The following is a 23,808-nucleotide window of genomic DNA, read 5'->3' as shown; positions in this document are numbered from 1 at the left end:
AAATTCGTTATTAAATTTTGTAATTAGCATATTATCTCTATCTTTAAATTCAAGATTTTAGTAAACCTTAAAGAATGTCTTCATCAATTAAATTTAAACTCTCTTTCATGATGTTCCTCGAATTTTTTATTTGGGGAGCTTGGTTCGTTACGCTCGGAACATTTTTAGGAAACAACTTAAAAGCCTCAGGCTTAGAGATTTCAAACGTTTTCTCGACACAATCGTGGGGGGCAATTATTGCTCCATTTATTATCGGTATGATTGCAGACCGATATTTTAATGCCGAAAGAATTCTCGGTGTTTTACATATTGCTGGTGCATTTTTGATGTATCAACTTTATCAGAGTGATTCCATTGGATCATTCTTTCCGTATGTATTAGGTTATATGATCTTGTATATGCCAACTCTGTCATTGGTCAATTCCGTATCATTCAGACAGATGAAAAATCCGGAGAAGGAATTTTCATTTATTCGAATTTGGGGTACCATTGGTTGGATCGTAGCTGGTTTATCCATTAGTTACTTATTTAAATGGGATAGTCCTGAAGGGCTTCAAGAAGGTTTCTTAAAGAATACATTCTTGATGTCTGCTATTGCTTCCGTTGTATTGGCGGCATTTTCCTTTTTACTACCTAAGACCCCTCCGATTAAGGATAGGAATTCAGGCGAGAAGGAAAGTATTTCAAAGATTTTAGGATTAGATGCGATCAAATTATTGAAGGACCGTAATTTCTTGGTTTTCTTTATTTGCTCGATATTAATTTGTATTCCTTTAGCGTTTTATTATCAATATGCGAATCCATTTTTAACAGAAATAGGCTTGGCAAATGCGACTGGTAAGATGACTATTGGACAGATTTCAGAGGCTTTATGTCTGTTATTATTACCAGTATTCTTCACACGTTTTGGTTTTAAGAATACCATTTTATTGGGGATGTTAGCATGGGTATTACGTTATGTACTCTTTGCTTATGGTAATGCGGGAGAATTGACCTTCATGTTATTGTTGGGGATAGCCTTGCACGGTATCTGTTATGATTTCTTTTTTGTTTCAGGCCAAATTTATACGGATTCGAAAGCAGGAAAGGATAACAAGAGTGCTGCACAAGGATTGATTACCTTAGCGACTTATGGAGTAGGTCAATTGATTGGATTCTGGGTAGCAGGTTATGTAAGTGATATGTACGTTTCGATCAAAGACAGCGATTTAGCCTTGTTCTGGAATAATTTATGGATAGTTCCAGCGGTTATTGCCTTTGTGGTGATGATCATCTTCTTGGTATTTTTCAAGAAGGAGACTATTCAAACACAAGTAGAAAACTAATTAAAATTTAAAAGATAATGGTGGAAAATAATGTATATGATGCAATTGTTATTGGATCCGGAATCAGTGGAGGTTGGGCAGCCAAAGAACTTACTGAGAAGGGTTTAAAAACAATTATGTTGGAGCGTGGTCGCAATGTAGAGCACGTAAAAGATTATCATGCCAACAAAGACACCTGGGAATATCCGCATAGAGGTGGCAGAACCGTGGAGATGGAGAAGGATTATCCGGTATTAAAACGTGATTACCCATTAAATGAGAAAAACTTAGATTTTTGGGTTAATGAGAAAGAGAGTCCTTATACGGAGGTCAAGCGATTTGACTGGTTTAGAGGGTATCATGTTGGCGGTCGTTCGTTAATGTGGGGTCGTCAAAGCTACCGTTTAGGGGATTTGGATTTTGAAGCAAACCTAAAAGACGGTCATGGTGTAGATTGGCCGATTCGTTATAAAGATATCGCTCCTTGGTATAGTTATGCTGAGAAATGGGCTGGTATTTCTGGTAACCGTGATGGTTTGGATGTACTTCCAGATGGAGACTTCATGCCGGCAATGGATTTCAATATTGTTGAGAAAGATTTAGCTGAGCGTTTGAAGAAAGAATATGGTGGTTCACGTCACTTTATCATGGGACGTACAGCTAATATTACCAAGCCGCATACAGGGCGTATTAACTGTCAATATCAGAATCAATGTTGGTTAGGATGTAATTTTGGGGGTTATTTTAGTACCCAATCCTCCACCTTGCCACCAGCGATGAAGACTGGAAATTTAACCTTGAGACCTTTTTCAATCGTAACGAAAATTATCTATGATAAAGATACGAAGAAAGCGAAGGGAGTTGAGATTGTTGATGCGGAAACTAACAAGACTTACGAATTCTTTGCGAAGGTAATTTTTGTTTGTGCTTCAGCATTTAACTCTACATGGGTTTTAATGAATTCAGCGACAGATGTTTGGGAAGGTGGATTAGGAAGTAGCAGTGGTGAGTTGGGTCACAATGCTATGGATCACCATTTCCGTTTAGGAGCAGGAGGTCGAGTAGAGGGTTATGAGGATAAGTACTTCTTTGGAAGACGTCCGACGGGCTTATATGTTCCTCGTTTTGTAAATATTCCGAGTGATACCAAGAAGCGTGATTATGTACGTGGATTTGGATATCAGGGTTCAGGAAGTCGTGGTCGATGGTCTGGCGAGATTGCAGAGATGCAAGTCGGTGGAGCATGGAAAGATGCGATGTGTGAGCCAGGAAACTGGAGTGTTGGCTTTACAGCCTTTGGAGAGATCCTACCATACCATGAGAATAAGATTTCACTAGATAAGAATGTGAAAGACAAATGGGGATTACCAGTATTGTCAATGGACATGGAGATCAAGGATAACGAGCAGAAGATGCGTAAGGATATGACGGAGGAGATGAAGGAGATGCTTGAGAAGATTGGGGTTAAGGATGTGAATACATATGATAGTGGTTATAATTTCGGTATGGGTATCCACGAAATGGGAACTGCGAGAATGGGTAGAGATCCTAAGACTTCGGTATTGAACGGTAATAACCAGGTGTGGGATGCTACGAATGTATTTGTTACAGATGGTGCGATGATGACCTCTGCAGGTTGTGTAAATCCATCGTTGACTTATATGGCTATGACAGCTCGTGCGGTAGATTTCGCGGTTAGTGAGCTTAAGAAAGGAAATTTATAACAAACTAAACCCAAGATAGTATTATGAATAATAATTCAAGAAGAGAATTTATTAAGAATTCCGCGATAGCAGCTGCTGGTATCAGCATTGTACCTAGACATGTTTTAGGTGGTACTGGTTTTACTGCTCCAAGTGATAAATTAGTTGTAGCCGGTATTGGTGTTGGTGGAAAAGGGGAGAGTGACATCAATTCATTCCATCAGTCAGGAAAAGCAGATATCGGATTTTTATGTGATGTCGATGACCGTCGTGCTGCAACATCTAGAAAGCGTTTTCCAAAAGCAAAATATTATAAAGATTATCGTGAGATGTTGGACAAAGAGCACAAGAATATTGATGCTGTTTCTGTGTCCACACCTGACCATAACCACGCTATACAGGCATTAGCTGCAATGCAGTTAGGCAAGCACGTTTATGTTCAGAAGCCCTTGGCACATGATGTTTGGGAAGCTAGGGTATTAACTGAGGCTGCGAAGAAATATAAAGTAGTGACGCAAATGGGTAACCAAGGAGCGTCGAATGATGGTCCAAGACAAGCTCGTGAGTGGTACGAGGCTGGATTGATTGGGAATGTTCATACGGTTTACTGTTGGACTGACCGTCCAGTATGGCCACAAGGGATTTCATGGCCAACGCAAAAGGCTAATGTTCCTTCGGAGTTAAACTGGGATCTATGGTTAGGTACTGCTCCACAGAAAGATTTTGTGGATAAATTAGTTCCATTCAACTGGAGAGGTTGGTGGGATTATGGTACTGGAGCACTAGGAGACATGGGATGTCACTTATTAGAAGTTCCTTTTAGTGTTTTAGGATTGTCCTACGTTCAAGATGTACAAGCATCAGTAGGATCCGTTTATGTAGATGAGTTCAAGCGTGGATATTTCCCTGAGAGCTGTCCTCCATCGAGCCATGCTACGATGACTTTCCCGAAAGCAAAAAGAACAACAGGCCCAGTAACTTTACACTGGATGGATGGAGGTATTCAACCAGCACGTCCAGAGGAATTAGGTCCAAATGAAGTATTTGGAGATGGAGGAAACGGGATCTTATTAATTGGAGATAAAGGAAAGATTCTTGCAGACACCTATGGTGACAATGCTCGTTTATTACCTACTTCGAGAAAAGAGAATCTAGCGTTGAAATATGAGCGTGTACCGGGTGGTGCAGGTGGTCACTATGCACAATGGGTTGAGGCTTGTATCGCAGGCTATGGCAAGAAGGAAGTAAGTGCTCCATTTGAAATATCCGGACCATTAACAGAAGCGTTATTAATGGCTAATTTAGCAATTCGTGGTGCAGACTTAAGAGTTGATGGCGGTTATCCAGGACGTAACTTGAAGTTATTATGGGATAATGATCAGATGAAAGTAACAAACTTTGACATTGTAAACCAATTCGTAAAACGTAACTACCGTCAAGGTTGGGATGTTAAATACACACTTTAATTAAAGAACAATGAATAGAAGAGAGGCATTAAAAAACGTAGCATTCATCGTTGGTGGTACAGTAATCGGTGCGAACTTGTTTTTACAAGGATGTACCAGACCGGCTTCGAAAGAAGTTGCATCTTTATTCGAAGGTGATACACCTGATTTTTTAGGTGAATTAGCCGAAGCTATTCTTCCAAAAACTTCGACTCCAGGTGCTAAGGAAGCAGGAGTTGGACAATTTATTCCAGTTATGATCCGTGACTGCTATGAGGAGAAGGATCAAAAAGCCTTTTTAGAAGGGTTGAATGGAGTAGATGATCGTTCGCAGAAAGAATTCAAAAAAGGATTTGCGGAACTTTCAGCAGAGGAGAAATTACAATTCGTAAATAACTACGATAAAGAAGCGAAAGAATATCAAAGTAATAAAAAAGAGGAGGATGCAAATCACTTCTTCACGATGTTAAAGCAATTGACTTTAACCGGATTCTTTACTTCTGAGGTAGGTATGAAACAGGCACTTCGCTATGTGAAGATTCCTGGGAAATTCGATGGTAACTATCCTTACAAAAAAGGAGATAAGGCTTGGGCTCTTTAGTTCCAAACGATGTATAAAAAAATCCCCCGAAAATTTTCGGGGGATTTTTTTATGTTGTTTATTACGTATTAAATAATTTTAAGTCTATTCAGATATTCGCATTAGGAAATGCGTTCTGCCATCTTTTTGAATAGAAAATACGGAGTTATCACTTTTCATAATGGTGACTTCATCGGCATAATTCAATTCTTTTAGAAAGTTCATTTCCAAATTATGGATGGTTCCATTCAAGATTCTTTCAGGTTCCATCGCATCGAAGCACCATTCCATGTATTTAACATTATTAGCATGGTAAACGATATCCAGATCCGAAAGTTTGACCTTGTAATTGTTGAGGAGTTGGAAATCGACATTACCATCAATTTTTTCGACGAGGTTTTTGGTGGAAGTTTTATCTCTAAAGAACTCCATATGGTCGGTGCTCAGGGCAAAAATATCTGCACGGCGAGTTTTGATATTAAAAACAACCCAAAGGCTACTAGCGCGAACCAAAACCTGGTCATCGAGCCATACTTCGAAGTTCCGGATGGAGCGGCTACCAGTAAAGTCTTGGATCCAAGTCCTGACAGTGATACTTTGTGTATATCGAGGTAAATTATCGATTTCGATCAACATTCGGCTAAGCACCCAAGATTGGCTGGCATTAACCATAGCTTTATATCCGAAGCCGAGATTTTCTGCATGTTCACTTGCTGTAATTTGTAGGATATTATTTAATTCACTGTATTTCAACTGCCCGTTCGGATAACATTGCGTAAAATTCAATGTCCATTCCTTTTCAAATATGCCCATTAATATATTTTCTGAATCTATTGCAAATGTAACTAATTTAATATTCTGTGCTAAAATCTTGCTGAAATATACATTATTGTCTAAATTAACGTTAACCTTTTAAACCTCTTAATTGATTGACGAATGACAGGAACATTAATTGAAAAAGAAGACGTAGATAAATTTAGAATTATCCCCGCCGAAACTGATAAAACAACACAATTTACGAACAAACTACAGGGAGCAGTTCGTTTGGGCAACGAATTCAAATCCAAGACGACTATAGTTTTCAATACAGAGGACGGTCCGAAACGAATTGAAACTACCGTATGGTCCCTTACTGATAAATACATTCAAATAAAACACGGGATTCTTATTCCTTTAAAAGCACTTATAGAAATCGAATATTAACATCAATAACTGGATTTAGAATTCAGGTTATTTTCTATTTAAAATTGAAACAAAAAAGCTTCTTATCAACGATAGGAAGCTTTTTTTTGATAGGAAAGGAGGGGGCTGTATATTTTCGGGATACAGTCATTCCCTCCAATTCTATACTATTACTTAATAAGGATCTTGTTTTTAAGGGATAAAAATTAGGATTACGAATACGGCAAATAAGACCAAGTGCATGATTCCCACGAATGGAACTGTTTTTCTTCCGGAGAATGAAAGCATACTCAGAATTAAAGTAATCACGAATAGGATAGTTTCTGTAGCTGTTAACCCGAATAAGACGGTTTTATTGGCGATTAGACCAATGATTAATACTGCTGGAACAGTTAATCCAACGGTTGAAACAAATGCACCGTGACAAAGATTGATTGCCCTTTGGAATTCATTATTCATTGCTGCTTTAACAGCTGTCATTGATTCGGGGGTAAAGACGATAATAGCGATCAATACACCACCCAATAATGGAGGTAGATTCAGTTCTTTGATTCCATAATCGACCAAGGTTGCCAGATTGTGTGATAATAATACAATCGGTAGAATCATTGCCAACAAAAGCAGGGTTCTTAAAAGAATCTCTTTTTTGCTGATGCTAGCATGATGCTCTTCAGCGGTATTTTGTGATTGATTTCTTTGGCTAAATGGGATTTCCATAGATCCTGCTGCGGGTTGGATATATAAGTGTTTATAGCCTTTCATTTGGAATGCTAAAAAGAATCCGTAGAGCAGTATGACAAGTCCAGAAATACTTCCGGCTTGAATGCTTGTAAATTCACCATTTCCTTTACCTTCCATAAAGTTGGGTAACATCATTGAAATTCCACCCAGCATGATAATCATGGAGAGGTAGGTAATAGTTCCTTGTGAATTGTATTCCTGTTCACCATATTTTAACCCTCCAAAAAGGATACATAAACCCAGAACCAGGTTCATAATAATCATCATGACCGAAAAGATGGAATCCTTTCCGATTGTAGGATTATCCTCCGGTCCAAACATCATGGCTACAATCAATATAACTTCAATGGAAACGATGGATAGGGTTAGAATTAATGTACCATAGGGTTCACCAAGTTTATGAGCTAATTCATCGGCTTCTTTTACGACTCCGAATGCAGCACCAATAATAGTGAATAATACTAGGATGAAAATTCCGATGGCTAGAATGTTATTGCCATACAGGCCTTCAATACTTTTTCCAAAAAACATGAACAAGAAAACCATTAACCAGATTAGGATTAAACGTATAATGCTGTTTTTTGTTAAAATATTGTTCATAAAATCATCTCCTTTTTTAAGTATTTGTTATGACTTGTATTATTTTTTTTGACCATGCAAATCTCCACAATTTAAACCCCATAGTTTTTTACATAAGTTAAAAAAGTTAGAAGAATCTACTGACAATCTCCTGTCATTGATTGTTATACTTTTGTTAATATCAATTTTTAAATCATGGAACAAACAAGTATTATGAAGATCCTAATTTCCCAATATCGAGCTGTTCTAGGAATGTTACGTGAAGTCACGGAGAAGGTTCCAGAATCTGAATGGGATACTAAAGAGTATAACAATCCAAATTGGCAATTGATTTATCATACGATTTGGAGTGCTAAATTGTATCTATCAGCAAGTTACGAAACCTATGTGGCATTTTCTGGGGCGATTGAAGGGGCTGAAAGTTTGGGGGGTGCTAAGGAATGGGAAAATGCAGAAGTTGAGGTGCTAGGGATTAATTCTAAGCAAGAAGTATTGGAATTTATCCAAGAAGTTGAACAAAACTTAGAAAATTCAATTAAGCAATTGCCTTTGGAAGCAGACTCTGGTTTTGAATGGTATCCCTATAGTCGGTTAGAACTTCATCTTAATACGATCAGACATATTCAGCACCATACAGCCCAGTTGATTGAACGATTGAAATTAAAGGGAATTACTGGATTTCCATGGTGGATTGATGAGAATAAGCCAGGCGAATGGGTTTGATAAGGACATAAAAAATTAGAAATATGTTTGCAGTAAAAGTAGAATATTCAGTGTTTCCAGAATACGAGGAAGAGAACAAGGTTCGGATTAAGGAGTTTTTAAAAGCTTTTAAGGAATTGGATCAAAGGAGGTTTAGATATTCGGTTTTTCAGGAAAAGGAGAGTAAGAGGTTTGTTCATTTGTCGGAGTATCAGGATGAGCAAATCCAGCAGGAATTATTAGGGAATCGGGTTTTTCTGAACTTTCAGGAAAGTCGGGATAAAAACTTAATGGAGCAACCATCAATAGTTTGGTTAGATTGTTTATTTTAGTGAACACAAAGATCACACTTCACTATGGTAAAAAAGTTGGCAGCTGTTATTGCTTTGGGTTTGTTCACAAATCAGATGACCCATGCTCAAGATTTGGATGGGCTATTTAACAAGGTAAAAAAAGGGGCTAAGAGTTTAAGTAAGTCATTATCATGGGAGCCAGGTAAGGCTGTCAGTACATCGTTGAAAGATACCCTAACAGGGATTTATTGGATGGATGATTTCTTAGCAAATCGCACAGCAGATACAATTTCGACCTTTTCATTAAAACCAGGCTATTATAAAACCACCTTACGTTCGTATTGCCTGCATGCAGGAACCTATGGTCCTTCGAAAGGATCAGGGTATCAGGTTGCGAACTTTGAAGGTTCACAGAAAAAGTTGATTACTTCAATTTTGGAAAAGTCTGTAGAACATCCGGATATCAGTCAATCAGATGTTCAAACCTTAATTTGGGGTATTGAAGCAGGAACGAAGTTTTCGGCTTATCCGACTGATTTTCAGGTCCGAGTAAAGCCTTTGATTTCAGTAAAAGATATGGCTTTGATGGAAATTAATGTAAAGAATATCGTCGAACAAAATCTTCCGTCAGATGTGAAGAGTTTATTGAATACCTATGCTTCCTTACGGAATGAAATGCAATCTGCGCAGATGAACTTTGCGAAGTTGGAGGATCTTGCTGTAAAGACCGGTGTTCCTGCTATAGGTGTTGGTAGCGTGATGATTGATCCCGGAAAATGGTCTTATTTGGAGAGTGGTTACTTTATGAAAGTAAATCCGCAGAGCTATTCCACAACGGATGTAACCTTATACCGTCCATTGGAGGCTACTGTTGCCTACGATAGCCAGAATAGGATTTCAAGTTATTCGCATGAAGGATATAAAGTAACGGTTAATTATAAAGATGCGGGTAAACCTATTGAAATTGGGGAATATAAAGGTCATGTTCAACAAATAGAGAGCTATACCTTGGAATCTCCAGGAATGGAGACCCAAACCGTTGAATCCAACCAAAAATATTTTGATTTTACACTAGATGCGATTAATCAATACATCGAGAGCGGCAAGGTTTATGATTTTGATGGTTCAGTGCTTAATTCCAATGAGATTTCTTATAAAGAAGCGAAGGATTCTTTTCAAAAACTGAAAAATGTTTATGATAGGACCAAGGACCTCATGGATATCTATGATGATTTTAATATTGATGAGAATCCACCTGAGAATTTGGATAAATACCTGAGGGAAGCTTATCAAAATGAAAGGGTCAATAAGGCTATCCAAGTTGCAACCAATCCGATTGATAAGAAAGGACAGAGCAAATGGTTGAAGGAGCATTTTCAAATGCTCAATGATTTCTTTTTCTATTCCATCTGTAAATTAAGGGGAGATGATTGTAAGCCGGATAATGATCCAAAGAATCCAAAATTACCGGACTATATAGGTCAGCCTGGAAATACAAATGCTCAGCGAATAGGCTTGAGTGAGTATAAGAAATAGGGGGGATTTATCTGATTCGGATACAATCAATAACAATCAATTGGTTATTACTATCTGTTGTAAAGAACAGGTAGGTTTTACCACCATCTTTGATTTTGTGTTTTTTTCGGATCAGATCGACCTTATCTGGGAAATTGCGGGTTGCAATATTGGCTTGAACAAAGGGGTTATTCTTTTTCAAAGCAGAATAGGGCAGTACCTGTTGGATTTGAAAAACTCTTCCTGGAAATTCAGGGAAGAAGTTTTCGGAAGTATATAAATGCGAATGTTGGTGGATCTTGCTGAGTCCAAATGCTTTTCCTATGCTTTTGAAGGCACCAGCTTTAGTGATGGCAACATCGGCATCGTAGAGATAATCCTGAGGTTCGGAGAAACGACTCATGGCCGATCGTTCCGCATCATAGGTAAATTCGAAAGTTTGAATTTGGTCTGCAAATAAGCGAATTGCGTGAATTTTAGTCTCACCTTCAAATCCTCGCTCTTGAATGAATAGCAATTCCTTACAATCATTATCCAAGCTGATGACATAAACATATCGAACATGTTTAAGGCTTGACAATGCCGTGCTAATATCCAATAAAGGGGAAAGCTTACTTATTATGTACCTGCTTTTAGAAAAGAAGAGCTCCTGATTGGCTACAATATTGGGTTCACAATCTTCCAATAAGAAAACCTTTCCTTGGTTTACCCTTCTGGAGGGGTCAACATAAATATAATCGAAGGCATCATCTTCGGACTGTTTTAGAAGTTCAATGCCATCGGTTGCTTTGCAGATTAGATTAGGAACTCTTAGGATGGTAGCATTATACGCAACGATTTCAGATAATTTCTCATTGAGTTCACAGTGAATAACTTCATCGGCTTCTTGGGCAATGTAGCAGCTATCCACACTAAAACCACCTGTTAAATCAATTACTCGACTACCTTTAGCGATTAAAGTTTGTTTGATCAGGGCAGTATGTTCGGAGGAACATTGTTCGAGATTGATTTTGTCGGGATAATAAATACCTTCACTGTATGCCCAAGTGGGCAATTTTTTGACGCTACGTTGCCAACCATCGATTTGCGATGCTAATTCTGCGGAGCTTACATTAGGGAAAGGGCTTTTCTTCAAGGCTATTTCCGTGGGTGACTTTTCACGATTAGCCTTAATGAATTGTTGTACATCCTTTTCTAAAATGTGCTTATTCATCTTTGTTTTTCACAAGCATTTGGCAAGTATAACTATCCTTAAGTTCGCGAATAATTTCTTTATTTACCAATACTCGGTCGATAGTTTGTTGATTATAGTATCGAATAGTAATTAATTCAAGGCCAGCCGCCACAGAAACTTTATATCTTTTTTTGAGTTGTTCCAGGAGGTTCAAGACATTTTCACCCGTATCATCGACACTTACCGAGAAGCTGATTGCGGAATTATGCATCATATTGATTTTGATTCTATTCTGATGGAAAGCATCAAAGATATGGCTCAGATTATCTTCTACAATAAATGAAAAGTCTCGAGGTTGGATATTGATAAATACCTGGTTTACTTTAAAGATAAAAGATGGTACAGGGAGTGTTTGGTTGGTTGTTTTGATTTGTGTACCCGGTTCTTCAGGATTAATAAATGAACGAACATTTAAAGTAATCTTTTTATTTTGAAGAGGTTTTATTGTTTTTGGGTGGATAACAGTTGCACCGTAATAAGTTAATTCAATGGCATCGGTATAGGAAAGTTCAGGGATAAGTTCGGTTTTATCGAACCATTTAGGGTCAGCATTTAATACGCCCGGAACGTCTTTCCAGATGGTAATATTTTCCGCATTTAAGCTAGCGGCAAAAATAGCAGCTGAGTAGTCAGAACCTTCTCTACCTAGGGTTGTTGTAAAGTTTTCAGAGGTTGAGCCGATGAAGCCTTGTGTAACAACGATATATTCATCCAGGATGGATGGTAAGTCTTTTCTAATTTTTTCTTCAGTTTTTTCCCAGTCTACTTTTCCTTCGCGGTATGTATTGTCAGTAAGGATATAGTCGCGTGCATCAACCCATTGAGTTGGCAATCCTTGGAAGGAAGAATATGCGGCTACAATTTTTGTAGCGAGTAATTCACCAACGGAAACGATTTGATCATAAAGGTAATCATATTCATCTTGTGGGTCTTCTTCCAGGATCCATTCAATCTCAACGAAAGTATTGGCGATATCATTGTAAACCGGATGGTTATGATCTGGGAAAAGTTCATTCAGGATATTAAAATGTTCTTGTTTTAAGCTTTCAAGAAGGTCAAAACAGGCTCCATCGCGTTTAATATAGCTTTCGGTGATTTTCACGAGTTTATCAGTTGTTTTTCCGATTGCGGAAACAACGATTAACAAGGATGAATCTTTATATTTTTCAACGATTGAAACTACATTTTTAATGTTTTCTGCACTTTTAACGGAGGCACCGCCAAATTTATATACCTGCATTTATACTACTGAATTGAATTGTAATACTCTTTGATTTTACTAATATAGTTCTTTCCGGTTTGGGTCATACATTCCTGAATATCATCAAAAGGGATGCTTAGAAGCGTTGGACCTTCAGAATATGGTTTGATCTCGTAGGGATTATAATAGAATAATAGTCCTTCATTATCAATTCCATAATTTGCAGCCAGTGTAAATTGGTCGTTTTCAAAGAAATAACCGTTTTGATAGCTACTGCTGTCAGCCAAACCTTCTTCTTTACGAAAGAATCTTTCTGCAATTTTAGTAAATTCTTTCATTTTATTTTCAGAAATAAATGTATTCAGGGGTAATTTTTGTTTAGTTTGAGCATCATATACATTCCAGACTGTATAATTATTGCCATGAGCACCTCCAGAGAATTCATAGGTCATATTTCCGAGCATGATCAAATAGGGGTTATTCATCTTAACCTGGATATCAGTTTCCTTTTGCCAAGCGATGCTGTATTTTACTTCATTTTCTTCAATAAAATTTCCATAGCCTTCTAGAAAATTGTGGACATATTGGTCTAGGGTAAGCTCATTATCAAGAAGGATATTTTCCTTGACGATTTTATTCATGCTGCTGTCCTGGAAAATAGGGTAGCTTAATTCTACATAGGTTGTATCAATATGATCTTCATCACCTGCGAAATAAGGGCTGATTTCTTTGATCAGGGTGTCGCGAAAAGCTAAGGAGTCCTTTCCATAAGTGACAGGGTGATTATGAACATTAGTTCCGCCAGTTTTATTGCTTTGACAAGAAAATAACGATGCCGCAAGTAGGGCAGAAGCAAGAATAGGAATAAAAGAAGGTTTAAAAATCGATATTAACATTTATCCACTCTCCGTCAAATTTTGTGTTATATTTTTTATAAAAATCTATTGCTGGGGTATTCCAATCAAGGACTTGCCACATCATGCCAGAATATCCTTGTTCTTTGGCGTATTCAATAGTGTGGTCCAGTAAGAGTTTTCCAAAACCTTTTCCACGCATGCTTTCAGTGACAATGATATCTTCTAAATATAAACGTCTACCTTTCCAGGTAGAGTATCGAATGTAATATAAAGACATTCCAATTATTTCGCCCTGATATTCTCCTACGAAAGCCCACCACACTGGATTTTCACCGAATCCAGATTCTTCAAATTCCTGCATACTTACCGTGACCTGTTCAGGTGCTTTTTCGAAAAGGGCTAATTCCTTTATCAATTCCAATAATTTTGGGCAATCTGCTTTTACTGCATTTCGGATTGTTAAACTCATTATTTTGCTTTAAAATGTTTGATTACTCTTTTTCCAAAAATGGTACTTCCTAATCGCACCATATTGCTACCTTGTTCAATAGCGATTTTATAATCGGAAGACATTCCCATGGACAAGATATCAAAACTATCTACTTTTCGGAAATAAGTGGTTTTGATTCCATCAAAAAGCATTTTTAATTCGTAGAATTCTTCTTTAACAATTTTTTCGTTTTCGGTATTACTTGCGATTCCCATCAAACCACGGATTCGGATATTTTTGAAGGCTTGAAATTCTTCATCACGCAGGAGTTCAATGGCTTCAGCATGGTCGAGTCCGAATTTAGTGTCTTCATCAGCAATGAAGATTTGCAATAAGCAATCGATGGTACGATTATTTTTCAGGGCATGTTTGTTGATTTCTGCTAATACTTTCATTGAATCTACAGAATGAATCAAGCTCACGAAGGGGGCGATATATTTGACCTTATTTGTTTGCAGGTGTCCTACAAGGTGCCATTCGATATCTTTAGGTAAGCTTTCGTATTTAGCAACTAGGTCTTGAACTTGGTTTTCGCCGAAAATTCTTTGTCCAGCATCATAGGCTTCCATGATGTCTTCATTAGGTTTAGTTTTCGAGATTGCTACTAATGATACGCCAATGGGGTTCAATTCTTTTTGTAATTCTGTAATATTCTTTGCTATACTCATGATGAAAAAGGGTTCGCATTGATGAATTTAAGAAAGCTATATGCAAGCTTTTCTGTATTTTTGTACAAATTTACAAAATGCAACGATTAATACTTGGTTTACTTCCTTTGTTTTTTATAAGCATTTCCTGCAAAAAGCAGGTTCCTGAAGGCATATTACCTCAAGCGGACATGGTTGAGCTGATGTCAGAGGTTCATATACTCGATGGTTATATATCGAATATCCCTGTTGACAGTGCTAAAAAGGTGATGGATCCTTTGTATGAACAGATTTTCAGCAAGTATGGATTAGATTCCGTTTCATTCACCAAGAATGTAGATTACTATTTTGGAAATCCGGATTTAACATCAAAAACCTATGATCAAGTTTTGAAAAACTTAGAAAAAAAGGAACGGAGTTATATTTCGCAGGATTCATTGATGAATGTACGGACTCAAGATAGCATAAATAGAGTGACACGTTCGCAGATGAAGTTGCAGACGTTGAACGATATGATTTTGAATGCACAGCGAGATACAGGTGAAGTTTCAATTGCCGAGCGTACGAGAAGGTTTTATGAGCCAGTCGGGTTAATGCCGATCTTAGGAAAGAACCTGTTTGAAAAGAAGCAAAACGTAGAATCAGTCACACCAGATATTTCTACTCTACCGATTCCAAGTGAGACAAAGCCGGACAGCAGTATAAATCTGCCGGATCCGTCAGAATTTAAGGAGCAAAAAGTAGATACTATACCTTTTAAACGAAGAAACGAAAGGCTCAAACCGGTTACCAGACCGCGTGAGAGGCCAATTGTACAATAGAAAATGATTTATCCACAGAACGCAGTAGAAAAGTTAGGATTTTCGGAGATAAAAGATCTCATCAAGGCGAAATGTCTGAGTGAGGCTGGGAAGGAATTGGTTGAAAAGATCCAGCCACAAGTTAAATTGGATTTAATTGATCGTTTCTTGCGTCAAGCGAATGAATTTAAGGATTTATTGGTTCATGATGCCCCACTTCCTGTGGATCATTTTTATCCTATTAAAGGGATCATTGAAAAAGCAAAGGTAGAGGGCTCATTCTTATTGGAGGAGGAGTTTCACAGGATATTGCTTTCCTTGAGAACCGTCTATGCTATAATTCGATATTTTAATGATCGTGCGCAGCAATATCCAAATCTTGAATTATTATTTGAACATCTTCCAATAGAGAAGAATATTGTGCGTCAAATCGAACAGATTATTGATGACCGGGGCAAGATAAAGGATAATGCGTCAAGATTATTATTGGAGATCACCTCACAAATCAGTAAAGCGGAGCAGGAAGCTCGTAAGCGACTTGATTCAGTCTATAAGCAAGCTCAACAGAACGGATGGACGGCAGATGGCAGTCTGACGATTCGTGATGGGCGATTATGTATTCCGATTTTAGCGGAGAACAAGCGTAAATTAAAGGGATTGATTCATGATGAATCGGCTACTGGTCAAACCGCGTATATTGAACCGGAGGAGGTGTTTCATCTGAATAATAAAGTTCGAGATCTTGAGTTCGAACGACGGAGGGAAATTGTTAGGATTTTGACTAGCTTGACCAGTGAGTTAAGGCCGCATGTACCTTTGTTGTTTGCTTATCATGGTTTATTGACCAAATTAGATTTCGTAAGAGCCAAGGCCTTATTTGCATTGGATATCGATGGGCAGATGCCAGAACTTTCCAAGGAAGCGGAGGTAATTTTGGTGAATGCCAAGCATCCATTGTTATATTTAGCTTCCAAACAGGATGGTCATCATTCTGTGGTTCCTCTGAATTTAAAAATTGATGAGATAGATCGAGTATTATTGGTTTCAGGACCGAATGCAGGCGGTAAATCAGTCTGTATGAAAACGGTTGGTCTTTTACAACTCATGTTTCAATCTGGCTTATTAATTCCTTGTGAAACCACTTCAAAATTAGGCGTATTCAAGCAATTTTTTGCAGATATTGGGGATGACCAATCGATCGATAGTGATTTAAGTACCTATAGTGCGCATCTTTCCAAGATGAAACATTTTACGCAATTTTCAAATGCGCGTACCATGGTTTTGATTGATGAGTTTGGAACAGGAACTGATCCACAATTCGGGGGGCCAATTGCGGAAGCTGTGCTAGAGGTTTTGAATAAGAAGAAAATTCGCGGAGTGATTACCACCCACTATTCCAATCTGAAAGTATTTGCAAGTAATACGGAAGGTATTGAGAATGCGTCGATGTTATTTGATAATGAGGCGATGAAACCCTTATATATCCTTCAAACAGGGAAGCCTGGGAGCTCTTATGCTTTTGAGATTGCTCAAAATATAGGGTTACCCAAGGAAGTCCTGCATTTAGCCAAGCAAAAAATAGGTGTGCAGCAGAAGAAAGTAGACACCTTATTAGTTGATCTAGAAAGGGAGAAAAAAGAGGTTTATGATACCAAGGTAGCCATCAATTTAAGGGAGAAAGAAATGCTTGGCCAGCAAGCCGAATTGAATGAGTTGAAAAGCTACTTAGAAGAGAATAAGCGGCAATTGATGAAGGATGCGAAGGAGGAGGCTAGGCAGATTATTAAAGATGCGAATAAATTGGTTGAGAATACCATTGCTGAGATCAAAACCAAGCAAGCTGAAAAGGAAGAGACGAAGAAATTAAGGGCAGGATTACAGCATGCTTCAGATAAGTTGAAGGAAAAGCAAATAAAAGAGATTAAAAGGGCAGTGCCTACACCTGATACGATTGCGGAAGTAGAAGTTGGGGATTGGGTTAAGATCATTGATACTGGAAATGAGGCGCAGGTGATTGAGATAGCAAAGAATAACCTTATTCTAGCCCTAGGAGATTTACGTACCGTTGTCAAGAAGAACAAGGTCGAGAAGTTGCGTGGTAAGGAGAAATCTAAGGCTGCGAAGCGATTCAGGTCAGTTTCATCAGATAGTGTTGCGGACTTCAGTCCGGAGGTTGATGTTCGAGGAATGCGAACCGAGGATGCTTTAGGGAAAATCGAGCAGATCTTGGATCGTGCGGTTATGATTGGTTATCCTTCATTGAAGATAGTGCATGGAAAAGGGGATGGGATATTGCGTAAATTTATTCGGGATTATTTAAGAAAATACAATCATGTAAGTCGGTTTGAGGATGAGCATGCCGATCGGGGTGGGGATGGGATTACCTATGCCTATTTGGATTAGGAAATAAAATATTTATAGAAGGGAATCAAATCATTTGGTTCCCTTTTTTTATGGAGTTTTAGCTTGAGTTTTTCATTCATTAAGATTTCCAAATATTGAAAAATAAAATACTGATGATTAGTGGGTTTAGATTTCCTGTTTTCAGGGGATTTTTGGAGGGTGTTGGGTGATGTTAAGCGGGAGGAATTGGGCAGAATTCAAAAATAGTTGTCGGGTAAACTGTCAAATACTGAGAAATAGGAAAAAACTTTTCCACATTTTGAAAAATGTTAAAATTTGTTAAAATATCAAATTGCAATCGGTTTCATTGCGAATATTTCAATGAAATAGGGTAGTTGTTTATAAAACTATTCAGTATTTAAAATTTTGCTTACTCGAATAAGACAGATAAGTGCAAAAAGGTGGCTATGAGTATATTAAGTTTATGTTAACTAACTCTGAAAATCAATATGTCTTTTTATTTTTGTCCTGAAATAATAACAAACCGTATGAAGAAATCTTTACTTTTCTTTGCTTTGGTACTTGCAAGTTATGGAACCATCCAAGCTCAGGTTACCACAAGTAGTATGTCTGGAGTTGTCACCCAAACCAATGGTGATAAGACGACAGGTGCTACTATTAAAGCTATTCACACGCCATCAGGAACTGTTTATACCAGTTCATCGAATGAGGCTGGACGTTTCAGTCTTGCGGGGATGCGTGTTGGAGGACCTTACAAAATTGAGGTTACTTTTGTTGGCCAGGAGCCAATCGTTTATGAAAATGTATTCTTACAATTGGGTCGTTCATTTGAATTGAATCCAGTATTCGGTGAAAGCACAACTACTATTGATGAGATCACAATCACAGGAGTGAAGAAGGGTCAAAACTTAAAGACAGGTGCTTCTACGAGTATTTCAAACAGAACTATTCAGGCATTACCTACGATTTCAAGGGGCTTGAATGATTTTACACGTTTGACCCCACAAGCAGACGTAAAAGGGGATGCACTTTCTATTGGTGGTATGAACAACCGTTTCAACCAGTTGACGATTGATGGTGCGGTTAGTAATGACGTATTTGGATTGAGCAGTGCTGGTACAAACGGATCAAGTACTGGTGTTTCTCCAATTTCATTGGATGCGATTGAAGAGATGACTGTTCAGATTGCGCCATTTGATGTTAGAGCAGGTGGTTTTGCTGGTGGTGGTATTTCGGCTGTAACACGTTCAGGAACGAATGATGTTAAAGGGTCGGTTTATTATTTCCTAAGAAATCAAAACTTGACTGGAAAAACTCCATTTGCATTATTAGATGAAGGACAAGAAAGAACGAAACTTCAGGATTTCAAAGAGCACCAATGGGGGGTTAGAGTAGGTGGTCCGATCATTCAGAATAAATTATTCTTTTTCTTGAACTATGAGAACACAGGCAACGCAACACCATTAAGTTTCGCTCCAGGGACTGACGGTTCTAAGTTTACTGTTGCAGATGTTCAACGTGTTGCTGATAAAGCAAGTCAATTAGGATATGATCCAGGAAGTTTCTTGGCTCAAGAATCCAACAATAAATCAGATAAGATCTTTACAAGATTTGATTTCAACATCAATGATAAGCATAAATTAACTGCTAGATATAGCTACGTTAATGGTTCTGCTACAGATTTAAATCGTTCTCAAAACTCTCTTACCTTCTCAAATGGTGCGGTTTTAAGAAAAAGTACTACGCAATCAGCGGTATTAGAATTAAACAGTAGATTTAACAATAGATTATCAAACAACTTAGTTATTGGTTATACCAATGTTACTGAGCCAAGAACAACTCCAGGAAATCCTTTCCCAAGAGTAGCTATTGACTTAGGTTCAGGTATGAACATCAACTTAGGTGCTGAGCCATTCTCAACTGTTAACCAGTTAGATCAGGATATCTTCACTTTAACAGATAACTTAACTTTATACAAAGGAAACCATACATTGACATTTGGTACTCACAACGAGTTTTACAAAATGTACAATGGTTTCATTGGTAGTGCTTTCGGTAACTATACTTTCCGTAATTCTCCAAGTTCTGATATCAACCCATCCACAGGAAATCCATATACTGCGATTGAAAACTTCGAGAGAGGTTTAGCAACCAGTTTCCAATACAACTATAGCAATACAAGTGATCCGAAACAAGGAGCAGACTTCTCAGCTATGCAGTTAGGATTCTATGTTCAGGATGAGTACCAAATGGCTGATAATTTGAAATTGACTGGTGGTATCCGTGTAGATATTCCTATTTATCTTACAGATCCATTGGAAAACACAGATTTCAACAACTCTATCTTAGCACAAAGATATGATGTAATGACTAACAGAATGCCAAAAGCGACATTCATGTGGTCTCCAAGATTAGGATTCAACTGGGATGTTAAAGGTGACCGTACAGCTATCGTTCGTGGTGGTGTTGGTATCTTTACTTCACGTTTCCCATTTGTATGGTCTGCAGGTGCATACACTCAAAGTGGTGCATTATTGGGTGGTAACCAACTTAATGCTGGTTCAAATGCTCCTAATATTGGTTTCATTGCTGATCCTAACAACCAACCGAAAAACCCAGGAGAGGTTAAGCCTTCCGGAAATATTTCAGTGTTAGACAAAAACTTGAGATTACCTCAAATTGCTAGAACTTCATTAGGTGTTGATTACCAATTACCTGGAGGAGTTATGGCAACAGCTGAATTCATGTACTCTAAGAACTTAAGTTCATTCAGATTTACTGACTTGAACATGAAAGATCCTATTGGACAATTAGAAGGTGCTGATAACCGTTTATTGTATGGTGCTACTAAAGATGCAAAATTAGTATTGCCTAACTATACTCAGGTAATTTACATTGATAATGTAAACAAAGGTTACTCTTGGTCAGCAACTGCTCAATTGTCGAAATCCTTCAACAGCGGTTTCTTCGGTTCATTGGCATATACGTATACAGAATCTAAAGATTTATTCTCTGGATCATCTTCACAAAACCAATCGAACTTCTTCAGAACAGCAACTGTTAATGGTTCAAACAACATTACTTTAGGACACAATCCATTCAGTACAGGAAGCAGAATCATTGGTTATGTTTCTTACTCTAAAGAATACTTAAACCACTTAGGTACTACACTTTCATTAGTATATACAGGTCAATCAGGAGCTAGATTCTCATACTTAATTGCTGGTGACCCAGGAAGATATACTGCTGGTAGTTCAAGTGACCAATATTCATTGATGTACATTCCTAAAGATGCTTCTGAGATCAAATTCGTACAAAACGGAGATGTTACTCCAGAACAACAATGGAATGCATTCAACGAGTTTATTGAAGCTAATCCATACTTGAAAAGCAGAAGAGGTCAATATGCCGAAAGAAATGGTGATAAAGCACCTTTCTCACACAGATTTGACTTTAGAATCTTACAAGATGTATTTACCAATGTTGGTGGAAAGAAAAATACTATCCAAATCTCATTTGATATCATGAATGTGGGAGCATTGATCAATAAAAAATGGGGTGAGCAATACAGTGGTGGCGGAAGTTTTTGGGATAACTCATTTAGACCAATTTCATTCGATAGTTTCCAACAAAACACAAACATTCCTCAATACAAATTGGGTAACTTAAATGAAAACAAACCTTATTTTACGTCTGATATTCCATCTAGATGGTCAGCGCAATTAGGTGTTCGTTATATCTTCAACTAAGATTAAACAAATTTTCATCATACAAATCCCTCGGTTTATGCCGGGGGATTTTTTTTATGGAAATGAATTGGATCGGAATCTTTTCAAAGGTATATTTCATAAAAAAATCGCCCTTGTAAAAGGGCGATTGATATGTTTTATTAAAGGCTGGAAATCTCCAGGCGTTTTGATTATTAAAAGTTCGGTTTCAATAGATACTTATCATAGAACCTAAAGATATGTTCCGTAGCTTCCTCAGCTGTATCCACCATCCTGTATAGGTTCAAATCCTCTTCACTGATGTATTTATTGCCTAACATGGTATTCTTGATCCAGTCGAACAAACCATTCCAATACTCCGTTCCTACAAGTACAATTGGGAATCGAGCAATCTTGCCTGTTTGAATTAGGGTTACTGCTTCAAACAGCTCATCCATGGTTCCAAATCCACCAGGTAACACAATATAACCTTGGGAATATTTCATAAACATAACCTTTCTTACGAAGAAGTAATTAAATTCCAGGAGTTTATCGCGGTCGATGTATTTGTTATGGAATTGTTCATGTGGGAGTTCAATATTTAATCCTACAGACTTTCCACCGGCATTATAAGCGCCTTTATTTGCGGCTTCCATGATTCCAGGTCCTCCGCCTGAAATAACACCGTACCCGCGATCAGCTAGTAGTCTAGCGATTTCAACGGTCATTTGATAATATTTATGTTCGTCAGGGGTTCTAGCAGAACCGAAGATTGAAACACAGGGACCGATTTTAGCTAATTTTTCGAATCCATCTACAAATTCTGACATGATCTTAAAGATTTGCCAGGAGTCTTTTACTTTTATTTCTTGCCAAGTTTTATTGGCAAATGAATTTCTAATTTTATCGTCTTTAACCATTTGGTTTATTTTAATATTTATTGCAGAAAAATGCTTTTGTAGCGTTTTTCGATGTAATATAAGATTTTATATTAACTTCTGCTAGGCAAGTGATATTGTTATTATTTTAATAAAAAAACATAAAAAATTCAACGAAATTTTGAATTAATAAACCGATTTACTACATTTAGCCAATTAAACCTATTCGCTAATAAAAATATCTTAAACCTAAAATGAACAGAAGGGATTTTATCGGCAAAACTGCTTTGGCTGCGGCTGGAATTAGCATCTTACCTCGACATGTTTTGGGTGGGAAAGGATTTCTTGCACCAAGTGATCGATTAAATCTGGGGTTCATTGGAGTAGGTAAGCAGGTAGGAGGCTTGTTAAGTCGCTTTATGGAATTGCCTGAGACGATGGTCATTGCCGCTGCTGATGTTGATAGTTCGAAATTAAATCATTTTATAGGTTCAGCTAATAAATTAAATGCATCCAAATCGGGGCATCCGGTGGAAGGCTATGGTCAATACCGGGATTTATTGGCACGGAAAGATATTGATGCGGTCATAATTGCTTCGCCTGATCATTGGCATGCGATGCATGTCGTGGATAGTGCGAAAGCTGGAAAGGATATTTATTGTGAGAAGCCTTTGGCCTTAACGATTGATGAAGGAAGGGCCATGGTGGATGCTGTCCGGAAATATAAGCGTGTATTGCAAACAGGAAGTATGCAGCGTTCTCAATATAATTTTCGGCAGGCAGCAGACCTCATTCGCAATGGTTATATAGGAGAAATCACAGAGGTCAATGTTTCAATAGGAGAACCTGTCAAGGAATGCGATTTACCTTCATTAGAATCCCCAGCGCATTTGGATTGGGATTCTTGGGTTGGTCCCTCCTTATACAGAGGTTACAATCCGATATTGAGTCCATTATTAGGAGCACCAGAATGGGCGATGTGGCGTTTGTATCATGGTTTTGGCGGTGGCTATGTGACCGATTGGGGAGCACATATGTTTGATATTGTTCAGTGGGCATTAGATATGGATCATTCCGGACCAGTGTCCTTTACACCACCGGAAATTCCAATGGCCAAAGAAGGTTTATATTTTACCTATAAAAATGGGGTAAAAGTTCATCATAAATCCTGGGGGAGTTTCAATGCTATTCAGTTTCTAGGTACTGAAGGTAAGATAGAAGTGGCAAGGGAGTTTTTGAGGTCCGACAAGGCTGATTTGCCAAAGCTGGAAATTCCAGAGAAGAATCGTAAGGTTTACTATTCGGAAAACCATTATAAGGATTTTGTGGATGCGATAAAGAAGCGTTCTAAGCCAATTTGTGATGTAGAAATCGGACATCGTACAGCGACGGTCTGTAATGCGGTTAATATTGCTTATCAATTGCAAAAACCGATAAAATGGGATCCTAAAAAGGAGAAGTTTGATAGCCCATTTGCGAATAATCTGAAAGGTAGAGCTTACCGAGGGAAATGGGATTATTTAGATTTTTAAAATAGAGCACACATAGATTTGTTTCATAAACCGATGCGCCAGATATTCGAAAGA

General features: G+C 37.9%; 20 protein-coding genes. 12 read left to right on the top strand and 8 right to left on the bottom strand.

Annotated features, from left to right (window positions below; all coding sequences use genetic code 11):
- Positions 1-74 precede the first annotated feature (74 nt).
- Genes PZ892_RS12185 through PZ892_RS12170 form a run of 4 tightly spaced genes read left to right on the top strand, consistent with a single transcriptional unit; the run spans position 75 to position 5,053 of the window.
- Complete coding sequence (locus PZ892_RS12185) at positions 75-1,325, top strand: nucleoside permease (protein ID WP_277711385.1); 1,251 nt, start codon at positions 75-77, stop codon at positions 1,323-1,325.
- A gap of 20 nt (positions 1,326-1,345) precedes the next feature.
- Positions 1,346-3,028, top strand: coding sequence for a GMC family oxidoreductase (locus PZ892_RS12180; RefSeq protein ID WP_094256264.1), 1,683 nt, complete (start codon positions 1,346-1,348; stop codon positions 3,026-3,028).
- 23 nt (positions 3,029-3,051) lie between these two features.
- Complete coding sequence (locus tag PZ892_RS12175; RefSeq protein WP_277711384.1) at positions 3,052-4,473, top strand: Gfo/Idh/MocA family oxidoreductase; 1,422 nt, start codon at positions 3,052-3,054, stop codon at positions 4,471-4,473.
- Between the two features lie 10 nt (positions 4,474-4,483).
- Positions 4,484-5,053, top strand: a complete 570-nt coding sequence (locus tag PZ892_RS12170; protein ID WP_094255949.1) for a gluconate 2-dehydrogenase subunit 3 family protein — start codon at positions 4,484-4,486, stop codon at positions 5,051-5,053.
- Positions 5,054-5,137: 84 nt separating this feature from the next.
- Here PZ892_RS12170 and PZ892_RS12165 read toward each other — a convergent pair whose 3' ends face one another.
- The gene (locus PZ892_RS12165) at positions 5,138-5,845 is read right to left on the bottom strand and encodes an acyl-ACP thioesterase domain-containing protein (protein WP_094255948.1); all 708 of its coding nucleotides are present in this window, start codon (positions 5,843-5,845) and stop codon (positions 5,138-5,140) included.
- A gap of 123 nt (positions 5,846-5,968) precedes the next feature.
- On the opposite strand from PZ892_RS12165, the gene PZ892_RS12160 reads away from it, so the two are divergent.
- Positions 5,969-6,235, top strand: a complete 267-nt coding sequence (locus tag PZ892_RS12160) for a hypothetical protein (protein ID WP_094255947.1) — start codon at positions 5,969-5,971, stop codon at positions 6,233-6,235.
- A gap of 171 nt (positions 6,236-6,406) precedes the next feature.
- On the opposite strand, the gene PZ892_RS12155 is transcribed toward PZ892_RS12160, so the two are convergent.
- Positions 6,407-7,555: a calcium:proton antiporter gene (locus tag PZ892_RS12155; RefSeq protein WP_094280019.1), complete on the bottom strand. Its 1,149-nt coding sequence runs from the start codon at positions 7,553-7,555 to the stop codon at positions 6,407-6,409.
- Positions 7,556-7,747: 192 nt separating this feature from the next.
- Between PZ892_RS12155 and PZ892_RS12150 the strand changes: the two genes are divergently transcribed.
- Genes PZ892_RS12150 through PZ892_RS12140 form a run of 3 tightly spaced genes read left to right on the top strand, consistent with a single transcriptional unit; the run spans position 7,748 to position 10,065 of the window.
- Entirely contained in the window at positions 7,748-8,257 is a 510-nt protein-coding gene (locus PZ892_RS12150; protein WP_277711383.1) for a DinB family protein, read from the top strand.
- 23 nt (positions 8,258-8,280) lie between these two features.
- Positions 8,281-8,568, top strand: a complete 288-nt coding sequence (locus PZ892_RS12145) for a hypothetical protein (RefSeq protein ID WP_094255944.1) — start codon at positions 8,281-8,283, stop codon at positions 8,566-8,568.
- A 24-nt stretch (positions 8,569-8,592) separates the two neighbouring features.
- The gene (locus tag PZ892_RS12140; RefSeq protein WP_277711382.1) at positions 8,593-10,065 is read left to right on the top strand and encodes a hypothetical protein; all 1,473 of its coding nucleotides are present in this window, start codon (positions 8,593-8,595) and stop codon (positions 10,063-10,065) included.
- A gap of 7 nt (positions 10,066-10,072) precedes the next feature.
- Here PZ892_RS12140 and PZ892_RS12135 read toward each other — a convergent pair whose 3' ends face one another.
- The 5 genes from PZ892_RS12135 to PZ892_RS12115 are packed head-to-tail and all read right to left on the bottom strand — an operon-like array spanning position 10,073 to position 14,494.
- Positions 10,073-11,257 (bottom strand): class I SAM-dependent methyltransferase, encoded by a 1,185-nt coding sequence (locus PZ892_RS12135; RefSeq protein WP_277711381.1) that lies wholly within the window; start codon positions 11,255-11,257, stop codon positions 10,073-10,075.
- Positions 11,250-12,518: an aspartate kinase gene (locus PZ892_RS12130; protein ID WP_094255941.1), complete on the bottom strand. Its 1,269-nt coding sequence runs from the start codon at positions 12,516-12,518 to the stop codon at positions 11,250-11,252. The genes PZ892_RS12135 and PZ892_RS12130 overlap by 8 nt, the downstream gene beginning before the upstream one ends.
- Before the next feature lie 5 nt (positions 12,519-12,523).
- Entirely contained in the window at positions 12,524-13,375 is an 852-nt protein-coding gene (locus tag PZ892_RS12125; protein ID WP_277711380.1) for a DUF3298 and DUF4163 domain-containing protein, read from the bottom strand.
- Positions 13,356-13,805: a GNAT family N-acetyltransferase gene (locus tag PZ892_RS12120; RefSeq protein WP_179221416.1), complete on the bottom strand. Its 450-nt coding sequence runs from the start codon at positions 13,803-13,805 to the stop codon at positions 13,356-13,358. The genes PZ892_RS12125 and PZ892_RS12120 overlap by 20 nt, the downstream gene beginning before the upstream one ends.
- On the bottom strand, positions 13,805-14,494 hold the full coding sequence (locus tag PZ892_RS12115; RefSeq protein ID WP_277711379.1) for a YggS family pyridoxal phosphate-dependent enzyme: 690 nt from the start codon (positions 14,492-14,494) through the stop codon (positions 13,805-13,807). Before PZ892_RS12115 ends, PZ892_RS12120 begins: the two co-directional genes overlap by 1 nt.
- A 77-nt stretch (positions 14,495-14,571) precedes the next feature.
- Here PZ892_RS12115 and PZ892_RS12110 point away from each other — a divergent pair, with 77 nt between their 5' ends.
- The 3 genes from PZ892_RS12110 (at position 14,572) to PZ892_RS12100 (ending at position 21,386) form a co-directional block, all read left to right on the top strand.
- Positions 14,572-15,294: a DUF4296 domain-containing protein gene (locus PZ892_RS12110; protein ID WP_277711378.1), complete on the top strand. Its 723-nt coding sequence runs from the start codon at positions 14,572-14,574 to the stop codon at positions 15,292-15,294.
- A 3-nt stretch (positions 15,295-15,297) separates the two neighbouring features.
- Positions 15,298-17,676, top strand: coding sequence for an endonuclease MutS2 (locus PZ892_RS12105; RefSeq protein WP_277711377.1), 2,379 nt, complete (start codon positions 15,298-15,300; stop codon positions 17,674-17,676).
- A gap of 488 nt (positions 17,677-18,164) precedes the next feature.
- A complete protein-coding gene (locus tag PZ892_RS12100; RefSeq protein ID WP_182499492.1) occupies positions 18,165-21,386 on the top strand; it encodes a TonB-dependent receptor in 3,222 nt (1,073 codons plus the stop codon).
- A 173-nt stretch (positions 21,387-21,559) separates the two neighbouring features.
- Here the strand turns inward: PZ892_RS12100 and PZ892_RS12095 are convergent, their stop codons facing one another.
- Positions 21,560-22,264, bottom strand: coding sequence for a TIGR00730 family Rossman fold protein (locus tag PZ892_RS12095; RefSeq protein ID WP_094255934.1), 705 nt, complete (start codon positions 22,262-22,264; stop codon positions 21,560-21,562).
- Between the two features lie 212 nt (positions 22,265-22,476).
- On the opposite strand from PZ892_RS12095, the gene PZ892_RS12090 reads away from it, so the two are divergent.
- Positions 22,477-23,754, top strand: coding sequence for a Gfo/Idh/MocA family oxidoreductase (locus tag PZ892_RS12090; RefSeq protein ID WP_277711376.1), 1,278 nt, complete (start codon positions 22,477-22,479; stop codon positions 23,752-23,754).
- Positions 23,755-23,808: the final 54 nt, after the last annotated feature.

Origin of the sequence: Sphingobacterium sp. WM (assembly GCF_029542465.1) — a bacterium.
GTDB classification, from domain to species: domain Bacteria; phylum Bacteroidota; class Bacteroidia; order Sphingobacteriales; family Sphingobacteriaceae; genus Sphingobacterium; species Sphingobacterium cellulitidis.
Note: the sequence above shows the minus strand (reverse complement) of the source record. Positions and strands in the feature narration are given on the sequence as shown.